This is a genomic window from Oculatella sp. FACHB-28, assembly GCF_014696015.1.
In the GTDB taxonomy this organism is placed as follows: domain Bacteria; phylum Cyanobacteriota; class Cyanobacteriia; order Elainellales; family Elainellaceae; genus JAAUTN01.
Window position 1 is genome coordinate 1 of record NZ_JACJPJ010000074.1, and the last position, 12,627, is coordinate 12,627.

A 12,627-nucleotide genomic window follows, 5' to 3' on the forward strand; every position below is an offset into this window, starting at 1 on the left:
TCATCGACATGACAGAACAGGGATTCTAGACTAAGCATGGGGCGGTTAGATGAGTTAAAAATTAGGTACTTTCAACTCTATCTATTTCGCCCCTCCTTATCCCGAACTCACGTTATTTAGAAAGCTCTAGTAGGTTGGGTGAAGCAGAGCGGAACCCAACACATTAAGCTTGGTGTTCTGAAGTTCATCATCGATGTTTTGGGAATCAGGCTTGATGTTCTGAGGTTCATCAGCAATGTTCTGAGAATTAAGCTTGATGCTTTGAGGTTCATCAGTGATGCTCTAAAGTTCACCCGTGATGTTCTGAGATTCATGGACGATACTCTGAGGTTCAAGAGGTGATGTGTAGCGGTTCAGCGTTGAATCTTGCAGCATCAAACGAGATGGGTTGAGGTTGGCTGGTGAATGTCTGACTATCAAACGCGATCGCCCTTCTGCATTTAGGAATTCTGCTACCGATCAACTACAGGGGCAGAATTTTGTGAAATACGACTCAGACAAACATCATCGGCGCTCGATCCGATTGAAGGGGTATGACTATTCATTGACTGGTGCATATTTCATCACCCTTTGTACACACCAGCGAGAATGTTTGTTTGGCGAAATTGTTGATGGTGAAATGCGGTTGAATGAATTGGGGCAAGTTGTGGCAGATGTGTATCTTTGGTTAGCAACGCAATATTCTTACGTTCATCTAGATGCATGGATTGTCATGCCCAATCACCTTCACGGTATTTTGGTGTTAACCGGTGATCCCCGTAGGGGCGTTTCGCGAAACGCCCCTACCGAAGACGCTACAAAACGTAAATCTTTGGGGCGTTTGATTGGGGCATTTAAGACTGTTTTTACGAAACGGATTAACTTGATTCAGTCCACATCTGGTTCCCTGGTTTGGCAACGCAACTATTACGAACACATCGTCCGCAATGAGAAATCTTTGCAGGACATTCGCCAATACATTCACCACAACCCTATTTCCTGGCAGCAAGACCAGTTGTATCCTGACCATCCTTCTAAGTGGTAAGGCGATCGCCCTCCACTCCTCACTATTCCACTTGCGATCGCCATACCCCTTCCCAGGGTCCACCAACTTCTAATCCACACAGGTAACTGGTTGCTTCTAAAAGAAGTTGTTTGCCGCTCAGCCGATTCTCCCAGAGCCGCAGCGTGAGTTCGCCTTTCATGGTGTCTCGGCAGGCGAAGATTAAACCTTGCTCAGTGGGGGCGCGGAGGGGGGTGCCAGGGTGGGTAGTGGTGCCAACTAGCTCGACTTCAAACTGGGCGTTTTGCGCCTGCATCTGCCAGTAGCCCCAGGGATGAATTTCCCAGTGAACCTCAGAGTTCCAGGGGACAAATTCGTAAAACTTGCCCTGGTAGTGAATGCCAACCATCGCGACAGATTCCATCCACCAAAGGACACCCCGTCGTCCACCACCAGCGGTCAGCGCCAGGTCGGGCTGGTTGTCAAAGGCGTTGCAGTTGAGCCAAAACCAGCGCTGCGGAAAGGCTCCGCCCCAATTTTTTTCGCTGTAGGCGGGTGCTTGAGTGAAGGAGTAGCGATCGCCATTCCAGTCAATCCACCCCGTAGCTAGACCATGCGCCATAAGGATTTGCCAGCCCGGTTCAAAAATTTGAAACTGTGAGAGCCAGCCTGCGGTTGACTGCTGGGGACGATTAGTATTACCCCAACCATAGACGGGCTGAATTTCGTACTGCCACTGCGCCGTTTGACCGGAACCCGGATCGGACAGCTTACCCTGGTGCCAGGTGGCAGTTCCCTGGTAGCCTTGCTGAATGTGTTGATCAAACAGGTCAGGGTGAAGCTCGGTAGGAGATTGGGTTAAATCTGTGGTACCCCAGTGTCCTAGACCGAGGGCATCTTTCCACGCCCAAAATCGCTCAACATCTGGGAACGTGCGACAAAGATACTGGTCGTCTGGTCCTAAAATTTGGGCTGCGCCACCGCTGTGAGGCTTCCCACCCGTGGGGTCTTCGATGGAATACATGAAAGCGAAGGTTTGACCGCATTCGGGCAGGGTGACGCGGTAATACCATCCCTCAAAGAAGCGGCGATCGCTCCCATCCCAGTGGTAGCCGCTGTGAGGCGTTTGCAAAGCGTAGGGAAAACCGCGAAGAAGACTTACCATTGAATCCAAGCTAACGATACTGCCCCCAGTATGAAATATTGCTCTAATCCTGACTGCCCCAATCCAGCAAATCCTGATGAAAATAGGTTCTGCCAAAATTGTGGAACGCGGCTACTGGCTGAAGAAGGAATTGACGGCTTGGGCGTAAATCAGTTGTCCCAGTCCTCAAACTCACCACCCAGTTGGCAATGTGTGAAGACGATTATGGGTCACAAGTCTTGGGTGCGGTCGGTGGCGATCGCCCCTGATGCTCAGTTCATTGCCAGCGGCAGCGGCGACAAAACAGTGAAGCTCTGGCACTTGGAAAGCGGCAAGCTGCTACATACGTTAAGCGGACATATTGCCTGGTTGCGGGCGGTCGCCATCAGCCCAGACAGCCGCATTGTTGCCAGTGCCAGCAACGACAAGACGATTAAACTCTGGGATGCTGCCAAAGGCGAATTGATCGAAACGCTCACCGGACATTCTGACTGGATTCGGGCGGTGCAGTTTATCAGCGGTAAGGTGCTGGTCAGCGGCGGACATGATCAGACGATTCGGCTCTGGCGAATTGGGGGACAGGCAGACGTGCGATCGCTAGCAGGGCATGAACACTGGGTTACTTCAGTGGCTTACCACGGAGAACGGCAGGTGCTAGCCAGCGGCAGTCAGGATACTACGGTGAAACTGTGGAGTCTGCCCAAAGGAAACCTGGTTGCAACGCTAACGGGACATGCAGAATCAGTGGAGGCGATCGCCCTCAGCCCTGATGGTCAACTGTTAGCCAGCGGCAGCCAAGATCAGACGGTGAAACTGTGGCAGGTGTCTAACGGCAAACTGATTTATACCCTCAGCGGTCACACTGATGGCGTTGATGCGGTTGCCTTTCAACCTCAGAGCAATGTTCTGGCGAGCAGCAGCAAAGATAAAACTATCCGGTTGTGGGATACAAAATCGGGAGAATTGCTTCATACCCTATCAGGACACAAAGGCTGGGTGTTTTCCCTTGCCTTTAGTGCAGAGGGGCAAACCTTGGTTAGCGGCGGTTGGGATCAGGCAGTCAAGATCTGGCAGTTGTCCTCCTGATTTCATTAGATTGGGGGTAATTCTGATCCAAATTCCGTTCTTCTCCGTTCTTCAATGTCGCAATGTGTAACTTTCTCGAAGCGGGAGTTCCACATCGTGTAGATGATCATGATGCTCGATTAAGCTGGGTTGCATTCGTATGAGCTACTGCCTCAATCCGGTCTGTGAAAAGCCCCAAAACTTGAGACAGGCACGGTTTTGCCAAAATTGCGGCTTAGGATTGCTGTTGTGCGATCGCTATCGAGCACTGCGACCGATTGGGCGAGGCGGTTTCGGCAGAACGTTTCTGGCAGTCGATGAACACATTCCCTCCAAACCTACCTGCGTCATCAAGCAATTCTTTCCCAAGGACCTGGGAGTGCTGGAGCTAGAAAAGGCGACAGAGCTATTTCACCAGGAAGCCGTGCGAATGGAGCAGCTTGACCAGCATCCGCAAATTCCTAAACTGCTGGCTCACTTTGACCAGTCGCCTTACCAATACTTGATTCAAACCTATGTGGATGGGCCCAACCTGGAGCAAGAGCTGGACTTGTCAGGAGCCTTTAGCGAAGAGCAGATTCGGGGAGTGTTGAATGACCTGTTGCCCGTGCTGCAATTTATTCACGATCGCCATGTCATCCATCGCGACATCAAACCTGCCAACGTCATTCGACGACGAAACGATGAGCAGTTGGTGCTGGTAGACTTTGGCGCAGCAAAGGTGGCAACGGGAACGGCACTCAATCGCACGGGCACTTCGATTGGCAGTGCGGGCTATGCGGCACCCGAACAGATTGTAGGAAGGGCTGTGTTTGCCAGCGACCTCTACAGCCTGGGCGTAACCTGCATTCACCTACTGACTGACGTGCCGCCCTTTGACCTGTATTCCTTCAGTGATGGAGTCTGGATCTGGCGTGACTATTTGCTGAGCCCGGTGAGCGACTCATTAGGCTACGTGCTGGATAGAATGCTCGACCCAGCTATCAGTCGGCGCTATGCTTCAGCGGCGATCGCCCTTCATGCCCTCAGCCCTCAACCGATTTCTCTAGCTCGCTCGACCGTACCGCTCACCCTCAGCCCGTTTCAGACAACCCCACGCACCGCAACGGCACCTCCAGTACCCACCTGGAAATGCCTGCACACGCTGCACGGGCACGTCAACTCGGTTGCAACTGTTGCGGTCAGTCCTGACGAGCAACTGATTGCCACCGGCTCCTTCGACAAAACCCTAAAACTGTGGGACTGGAACGGTGAACTCAGGCAAAACTTAAAGGGACACATTGCCCCTGTTTTGTCGGTCGCCTTTAGCCCCGACGGAGAAACCCTGGTCAGCGGCAGTGTAGACGACACGATCAAGCTGTGGAATCTGGACGGAGAACTGCTGTCTACCCTGACCGAACATGCGGACTCGGTGCTGTCGCTCTCAGTCGCGGTCAGTCCCGATGGGCAAGCACTGGTCAGCGGCAGCGATGACTGCACGGTGAAAATCTGGCAGTTGACCACAGGTAGACTCTTTCGCACGCTGCCCCATCCCAGAGCGGTGACGAGTGTGGCGATCAGTCCCGATGGTCAGATTCTTGCTAGCAGCAGCAACGACAACACGATTCGTCTGTGGAATTTTGGCACGGGAGAACTGCTGCATACGCTGGTCGGGCATACGCGAGACGTGAATTCGATTGCGATCGCCCCCAACGGCAACATCCTGATTAGCGGCGGCTGCGACAACACAGTAAGGCTCTGGGAAATGCGAACGGGGCAACTGCTCAACACCCTTACCGGACACCTCGACTGGATTCGTGCAGTCGCCATTAGCCCTGACGGAGAGCTAATCGCCAGCGGCGGCGGCGATCACACCGTAAAGATTTGGGAAACGGAAACGGGTCGGCTAAAGCGCACCCTCGTCGGACATACGCGAGATGTGAACGCGATCGCCTTCAGCCCCGACAGCCATCTGTTGATTAGTGGAAGCAGCGATCGCACCCTCAAAATCTGGCAGCGCCAAAAACCGATCGACCAAAAGCCCCCTAATTCTAAAGTTGATGAAGGTTAATTTTTCGTGCGTTTAGCGCACGAAAAATTAACCTTTAAAGTAGCCTCTACCGCAACCGAAACAACGTCTTTCGGTCATCCCGCTGCAGCAATTCAATCAGGCAGACTCCAGTCACCGCAGCCATCACAACCCAGGTGACAGTCAGACCCAAAACTTCTCCCAAAAACAGCCCTGTCCTCATTCGCAAGATTGCCCCAACCGTCCAGCCAGCCCCCAGACCGACTGACCAGCCCAGCATACTGGCAACAATCCACCGCCACGCATTAGGAACTTGCCCTCGCAGCACTAGCCACTGCAAGCTCCCAATCACGATTCCGACCTTCATTCCCTCGATCAATCCCCAGACTGCTCTGAGGAAGATATCAACCATGTTTCTGGGCGCAACCCAACCTAAAGCGCCAATTCCCAAAGCACCAATCAGGCTCCAACCCAGCACACAGGCAATGCTCCAGCCCCAAAAATAGGAAATTCGCTGACGCAACACCAAACATTGCGCGACGCCGACGATCGCCCCACCGACTGCGCCTTCTAAAGCGCCTAGTTCCGGTCGAGTACCAATCTCAATCCAGTGCAAACTAACCATAAAACCAAGCATTGTCACCAGCACCCATTGAAACCAAAAGCCGTAACCCACTTTTTTCAGCTTGGTAGGCATATTTGCTCCAGCACCATGATTAAGCAATATTGTCCTTCGCTTGCTTGGAATTTTTCCTAGTTGAATTAGCTGAATTAGTTGATTCGCGAGTAGACGATTTGCGCGGCGACTTGCGCTTAGCAGGCTGACTCTGAGTTATTGGTTCATCCTGAATAACTGGCTCATCCTTCACCGGGTCGGCAATCCTTGAAACATTTTTGAGAACCTGTTTCGCGTTCTGTTGACGCTTCGTTGATTTAGGAGTGAGCGATTTGCCGGACTGCTCTAATGCTTGAATGAGATGACTCATGCTCAGCGTTGTATCGTCCGAGGCAGCAAAGTTGAGCGCTGCATCATAGGCGATCGCCTCAATCTCCCCACCGGTTAGCTTCAACTGTGCCAGATGTTCCCAGTCGATCTGACGATCCAGGGGAACTTGGGTGGAGAGGAACTGCTGCCAAAGTTTAAGGCGATCGCCCTGACTGGGTAGCGAAAATTCCAGCACCCGATCTAAACGTCGCTGCCAAGACAACCGCACAGATTGCTGGAAAGGTGCTGTCAATAAAGTGATTGCTGGAGTCTGTTGCCGCTGATCCAGGAAACGGTGAATTTCAGCCTGCGGTAAGGATGACGAACGCCCCAGCCAGAGGTGAGCCGAGTGAATCAGCAGCACCTCCGGAGTTTCCGCCTCAATTTCCTCAAATAGTTGGCGGGAGTTAGTTGGATCGATTCGCGACAGGTCTACCTCCCATAGCGGCAAGTCCAAGGAATGGGCGATCGCCTCTGCTGCTGTGGTTTTGCCTGTTCCCGTTGCTCCTACCAACAGTGCCAGAGTGCCAGTGCGATCGCGATCAGCAGGCTTAATCAGGTTTGAATTCCTGGCATATTGCACCTGCTGACCCAGAAGCTGAAGCGTGTTGTGTAGCGGCTCCGGCAAAATCAAGTCTGTCCAAGTCGTGTTGACCTCACGACTGGAGAGTAAGGCAGGCAGAGGAGGGGCAATGAATTGACTGAGCAAGCAATCCAGCGCTTGCGTCGTTGGCTGCTCTGCCAGCAAATAGTCCACCAGCGGATCAGCCAGCTTTACCGGATAGTTGAGTACCGTATCGTTAGGAGCAGCCAGTAGTTTCAGCAAATTGTGCTGCAATAGTGGCGAAGCAGTGGTGAGGTGAATCCGGGCAGCCCGCCATTCCACATCGTTGCGGCAAAGCAGTCGCAGCACCAAGTCAACCGTCGGCAAGTCAGTTTTTGAGGCGATATCGTCCCCTTGTAAGTAACGATAAATTTTGGCGTAGCGGCGATTGATTTCGGGAGCTAGCCCCAGCAAAACCAGGTTTTTCTCGAACAAGGTGAGATTGAGGCGATCGCGCAACGACGGCAAGCCTAGAAAAATTCCCTGCTCTCGACTAACCTGAATCCGGTGTTCGAGCTGCTGCTGATAGCCCAGGCTAGACGTTTTGCCTGTGGACTGGGCTGGTGGGCGATGTTCGTCATAGGCAATGTTCTCCTTGAAGGACATGATCCCCTTCCACCAGTGGCTTGTTGCCCGATCGGCACGAGACTGAGAAAAGCGATCGACCTCCTTTGTTTCTTGCCGTTGCCGTGCTACCGCTAGCATCAGCACTCGGTCGAGCCACTGGAGTTCGGTCTTAAGGTAAGCCCAATTGTCAACAAATCGTTCTGCCTGTATTGGCATGGAAATACCCGCAGTTCGCTCTTCTATTGTGACCAGTTCCCCGGAAGATGGCGATCACACGTCTAAGATCGAGTCTCTAAAAGGCGTTCGGCATCACTGATCATTGGGAACACGCTCTGCCCTTTATGCAATTCCCTCTTCAGACATCGTGAATAGTTTTGCCCTACGTCTTTGGTACAATGTCAAGCAAGGTAAATATTTCTTAACCTTGAGACAATACAGAACAAACAAGCGCGATCGCCTTCACCTCAACTCGAAGGGATTGAACTAAGCCTTCACTGTTATAGAGGATCTAAATGTATGGAAAACCACTCTTCAGAACCGACCCTTTTCCTGGGAACTCTCAGAAGTGGACTTTGGCTATTTGGCGTTTCATGCTGGCTGTTCGGGGTCGTTGACCGCAGCATCGCCTCTTTTGCAGATGGCTATTTGTCTCCTTTAGATTCGGTACAGCTATTTACTGCCATTGCATTATTCATTAGCTGGCTCTTCCTAAAACCCACCTCGCTCAAGTTTCGCTTTCATAGCAAGTCCCTAGCACCCAACTCATAATCCCTAATCCCTTATCTCTCCCCCAGACCAGGCAGAACGCGATCGCAAAAAAATAGCGTTCCAGCCGTGACACAAAGCGGGATTGCCAGCAGGTTAATGAGGGGAATGCTGACCAGCCCTAAGCAAATTAGCCCAAAGCTGGCACTGGCAGGAAAATTTCGGGCTACAATGCCCAACTTGGTACGAAACCGAAATCGTCGGCGTTCCAAAGCTGGGTCTAAAAAGTCGAGACAGACGATTGTGGCTGCTAAGGCAATGCCGCCAACGGTAGCGATTACAGTTCCCACTCCCGGCGCAAAATTGAGTAGCAGGAGTGGTAGAGCGATCGCTGCTGTCAGAGCTAGTTTTTTGAGTTCAAAGGCGATCGCCCGCCAAATCTCTACAAAAATTCCTCCAACGCCCCCCGGCGGAATTACCGTTTTCCCAGTGCGTAGCTGCTCTAGCTCTTCAGACAATTTGCCGTACCACGGCGACCCCAGCAGCACACCGAACTGAAGCAGCACAAATCCGGTGAGCAAAAACAGCAGAATCGTTAGCAACACCCGCAAAACGACATCCAGGAAAGCCGCCCAGGCAGGTAGATTCTGAATTGCAGCATCAATTCCCTGGAAGCCAGCAAACAGCAGTCCGGCGTAGAGAGTGCCGCCTACAATCAGGTTTACCAGAATTGGCACCAGCACATAGCCCCGCAGCTTTGGCGTTTTTCCCAGGAGTGAGAGGGCACGAAAAGGATAAGTTGCGCCTGCAAATAGCCCACCTGGGGCTCTGATAATTGACAGCTCTGATCCTGGCTTAGATTTTTCCGTCATTGTGTCATGGGTCGTGTGATACAAAATCCGTCTTGTAAAGAAGCATTGTTGGGTGTACGGGCGAAGCATTCGGCAAAAGAATTGTGCTTCAGTGGTAGATTGTGACCGAATGCTTCGCCCCTGCCGATACCGCTATACAAACGGATTGGGTATGAGAGGGGACTTGCGATCGCCATTTACCTTCAACTTCGATCAAACAACCTACTGGACAACGTTTCTGTCGGCAAGGATATTTGAAAAGTCTAACTGTAACCCAAGAACGGGCAGGGGCGTAGTATTCGGCAAGGATGCTTGCTTGATTGCAGGGTATATCTGCCGAATGTCACACCCTTACAGAGAACAATCGCTACTTTTCAAACCAATTATTCGTTGGCTAGAGAAATGAGGCAACAGTCAATTCCGGATGAGAATTTGAGCCGTTGTATAAGGGAGCGGAAGCTTATATAGGTAACTTCTTTTATGCGCGTTCTCACCTTCGCTATGCTGTCTGGGCTAATGCTCATGGGGCTAACGGTCAATCAGGGGGTTATCTCGCGCTCAGCTGAGCTAAGTCCTGCTAGCTCAGAGGACTATGTTTTAGGGCAGGGCACACATCGCCGGGAAAGAACCTATCGGGGGAGCGGTCGCCGGGAAATTTTGGCATTTCCTACCACTTTGCATTCGGTAGAACAGGGATAGATTTTCAGATTTTCTACATTCACATACAAAACAAGGGGCTGAAGCCCCTTGTTTTTTAAAGTCTCGCTATTTTGCATCCATCCAGTTTTTTCCACTCCGGATTTCAACCCGGAGTGGCACAGTTAGCTCAACCGCTGACTCCATCGCAGATTTCACTTTGGGTTGGAGTTCTTCCCATTCGTCGGGTGGTACTTCAAACACCAGTTCGTCATGCACTTGCAGCAACAGCTTTGACTGGTAGCCTTTGAGCAATTCGTGCAGTTTCACCATTGCAATTTTGATGATGTCGGCGCTGGAGCCTTGAATTGGGGCGTTTGCTGCCGCTCGCAGCAGTCCAGCATCATATTGTCCTGGTGATTTAATTTTGCTCAGGTCGATTTCGTCAGGATCTTTATCACGCAAGCGAATGAGTTTATCGGTGGTGAAGTTGAAGTAGCGGCGACGACCTTTGATGGTGGTGACATAGCCGTTGGCGATCGCCTCTCGCTGCATTCTCAGCAAATACTCAAACACCAGAGGATAGCGTTCGTTGAAGCGATCGATAAAGCCCTGTGCCTCAATTCGGCTGACTCCTGCCTCTCGCGCAAACCGAGAAGCACCCATGCCATAAATCACGCCAAAGTTAATTACCTTCGCCATGCGGCGTTCTTCTGAGGTGATCGTCTCTTTCTCAAACAGCAGTCTGGCGGTCAGCGTGTGAATGTCCTGGTTGTTCCGATAGGTTTCTACCAGAACAGGTTCCTGGCTGAGGTGCGCGAGGATTCGCAGCTCAATCTGAGAATAGTCTGCTGCTACCAATAACCAGCCGGGTTCTGGCACAAACCCTGCCCGAATTTGCCGACTAAACGCTGTGCGAATCGGAATATTCTGCAAGTTTGGATTGGAGGAGGAGAGCCGTCCCGTTGAGGTAATCGCCTGGTTAAAGTCGGTGTGAATCCGCTGTGTTTCTGGATCTGCCAATAAGGGCAAGGCATCTACATAGGTAGACTTCAGTTTGATCAGGGTACGATGCTCCAGAATTGCATCCACGACGGGATGATCACCCTGAAGTTTTTCTAGAGTAGCCGCATCGGTGGAGTAACCTGTTTTGATTTTGCGTGACTTGCGGCGATCGAGCTTCAGTTTCTCAAACAGTAAGTCGCTCAACTGTTTGGGCGATCCCAGGTTAAATTTTTCGCCTGCTGACTCATACGCCTGCTGCTCAATTGTGTCCAGGTCTTTCTCCAGCCGTTTGGAGAATTCCTTAAGATAGTCTTTGTCGATGCGAACGCCGCAGTATTCCATCTCTGCCAGGACGGGCTCTAGCGGCACTTCGACTTCTCGAAATAAGCGATACAGATCTGGCAGTGGCTCCAGTTCTGCCCGCAGTTTGGGCATCAGGTGAAACGTGGTGTAGACATCCATGCCGCAATAAATAGCGACAGGAGGAATGTCCATATCCACCATCGTTTTGCCCTTGGGCACCAGATCGGTGTAACTCTGAGTGGCAAGGTTGAGGTAGCGCAGGACTAAATCGGTCAGGTTGTGGCTGGTGTCGGGATTTAGCACGTAGCTAGCTAGCATCGTGTCAAACTCAACGCCTGCTAAATGAATTCCCTGATTTCGCAGCACCAGGCGATCGAACTTGGCGTTTTGCAGCACCTTGGGGTAGTCGGCACTTTCCAAAATTGGACGCAGCGCTTCTAAGGCAGTGGCTTTGTCCAAGTTTTTGCCTGACTTGTGACCGACAGGAATGTAAGCCATGTCTGACAGACCTTCACCCCAACAGCAGCCAATGCCGACCAGATTGGCGATTCGGGCATCCACCGCATCGGTTTCGGTGTCCCAGGCAACGGGAACAGTGGAATCTTTGCAGGTTTTAAGCCGCTTGACGAGCGCTTCGAGTTTCTCAGGCGTGTCGATGATTTGAGGCTGAATGTCTACTGCTGCAACCTGCTGGCTGGCTTCAGTATCTTCTGGGCTGAAGAACCAGAGGTCTTCACTGTTGGTGTTGAAGTTAAGCGGGTTAGTTGAGGGTGGTTCGTCCGCAGCATCGTCTGTATCGTCGGTTGCTTCGTCGATCGCCTCGCCTCCAAACGTCTTCTGTATTTTGGGAATCTGCCGAATAAACTGGCGGAATTCTAGCTTTTCTAGGAGGGGGAGGAGGCGATCGCCATCAAACCCTCTTAGTTTGCAGTCTTCGATGTCCACCTCCACTGGCGCGTCGAGGTGAATTTGCGCCATGTACTGCGAATGTAGCGCCGACTCTCTGCCCTCTTCTAGCTTCTTTTTGACTGCGCCTTTGATCTGGTCGAGAGACGCGTAGATTTGCTCTAGAGAGCCATATTCGTTCAGCAGTTGAACCGCAGTCTTTGCGCCAATTCCCTTCACACCCGGAATGTTGTCAGACGAGTCGCCACATAGCGCTTTGTAATCAACGACCTGACTGGGCAAAATTCCTAGCTTTTCCTTCACTTGCTCCGCGCCGAATTCGTTTGCGCCCGTGTTAGCACGAGCAGCAAAGGCATTGCTCAGGTACAGCACCGTCGTCTTTTGGTCGGAATCAATCAGTTGAAACAAGTCTTGATCGCCGCTGAGAATTTTTACCCGATAGTTTACTGCATTGGCACGACGAGCTAGCGTTCCTAAAATGTCGTCTGCTTCATAGCCCGCAATGGCTAGCACCGGCAGATTGAAGGCATCGAGCAATTCCTGGAGGTTTTCCAGGTCAGGCATGAAGTCTTCGGGGGCATCGGGGCGACCCGCCTTGTAGGTTTCGTCTGTCTGGTGGCGGAAGGTGGCTTCTCCCCGGTCAAAGGCGATCGCCACGTACTGCGGCTTCTGGCTTTCCATCATGTCAAGCATGGATTTGAGGAAGCCGTAACAGACGCTTGTGGGAATGCCCGTTGAGGTACGCAGTCCGCCATCTCGCCCTCTGGCATGGGCGAAATAAGAGCGAAAGGCAAGGGAGTGCCCATCGATCAGGACAAACAAGGGGGAGGAGGAAGATTGCTGCATAGCCTTGATTTTAACGCCCC

At 51.9% G+C, this 12,627-nt stretch carries 10 protein-coding genes; 5 read left to right on the forward strand and 5 right to left on the reverse strand.

The annotated features are described in order from the left end of the window. The first annotated feature begins 394 nt into the window (after positions 1-394). Positions 395-1,024, forward strand: a complete 630-nt coding sequence (locus tag H6F88_RS16705; RefSeq protein ID WP_242050585.1) for a transposase — start codon at positions 395-397, stop codon at positions 1,022-1,024. A 22-nt stretch (positions 1,025-1,046) separates the two neighbouring features. On the opposite strand, the gene H6F88_RS16710 is transcribed toward H6F88_RS16705, so the two are convergent. Beyond that, entirely contained in the window at positions 1,047-2,147 is a 1,101-nt protein-coding gene (locus H6F88_RS16710; RefSeq protein ID WP_190643885.1) for a tocopherol cyclase family protein, read from the reverse strand. Positions 2,148-2,177: 30 nt separating this feature from the next. Here H6F88_RS16710 and H6F88_RS16715 point away from each other — a divergent pair, with 30 nt between their 5' ends. Together H6F88_RS16715 and H6F88_RS16720 are read left to right on the forward strand one after the other, a co-directional pair. Further along, positions 2,178-3,212 carry a 4-Cys prefix domain-containing protein gene (locus tag H6F88_RS16715; protein WP_190643886.1) on the forward strand — a complete coding sequence of 345 codons (1,035 nt, stop codon included), beginning with the start codon at positions 2,178-2,180 and terminating at the stop codon, positions 3,210-3,212. 139 nt (positions 3,213-3,351) lie between these two features. Next, on the forward strand, positions 3,352-5,241 hold the full coding sequence (locus H6F88_RS16720) for a serine/threonine-protein kinase (RefSeq protein WP_190643887.1): 1,890 nt from the start codon (positions 3,352-3,354) through the stop codon (positions 5,239-5,241). Positions 5,242-5,287: 46 nt separating this feature from the next. Here the strand turns inward: H6F88_RS16720 and H6F88_RS16725 are convergent, their stop codons facing one another. Further along, the gene (locus H6F88_RS16725; protein ID WP_190643888.1) at positions 5,288-5,896 is read right to left on the reverse strand and encodes a hypothetical protein; all 609 of its coding nucleotides are present in this window, start codon (positions 5,894-5,896) and stop codon (positions 5,288-5,290) included. A 19-nt stretch (positions 5,897-5,915) separates the two neighbouring features. Next, on the reverse strand, positions 5,916-7,571 hold the full coding sequence (locus H6F88_RS16730) for an ATP-binding protein (protein WP_190643889.1): 1,656 nt from the start codon (positions 7,569-7,571) through the stop codon (positions 5,916-5,918). 300 nt (positions 7,572-7,871) lie between these two features. Between H6F88_RS16730 and H6F88_RS16735 the strand changes: the two genes are divergently transcribed. Continuing rightward, complete coding sequence (locus tag H6F88_RS16735; protein WP_190643890.1) at positions 7,872-8,123, forward strand: hypothetical protein; 252 nt, start codon at positions 7,872-7,874, stop codon at positions 8,121-8,123. Between the two features lie 11 nt (positions 8,124-8,134). On the opposite strand, the gene H6F88_RS16740 is transcribed toward H6F88_RS16735, so the two are convergent. Further along, the gene (locus tag H6F88_RS16740; protein WP_190643891.1) at positions 8,135-8,932 is read right to left on the reverse strand and encodes an EI24 domain-containing protein; all 798 of its coding nucleotides are present in this window, start codon (positions 8,930-8,932) and stop codon (positions 8,135-8,137) included. Between the two features lie 459 nt (positions 8,933-9,391). Between H6F88_RS16740 and H6F88_RS16745 the strand changes: the two genes are divergently transcribed. Then, on the forward strand, positions 9,392-9,610 hold the full coding sequence (locus tag H6F88_RS16745) for a hypothetical protein (RefSeq protein ID WP_190643892.1): 219 nt from the start codon (positions 9,392-9,394) through the stop codon (positions 9,608-9,610). Between the two features lie 66 nt (positions 9,611-9,676). Here the strand turns inward: H6F88_RS16745 and polA are convergent, their stop codons facing one another. Next, on the reverse strand, positions 9,677-12,607 hold the full coding sequence (gene polA / locus H6F88_RS16750; RefSeq protein ID WP_190643893.1) for a DNA polymerase I: 2,931 nt from the start codon (positions 12,605-12,607) through the stop codon (positions 9,677-9,679). Between the last annotated feature and the right edge of the window lie 20 nt (positions 12,608-12,627).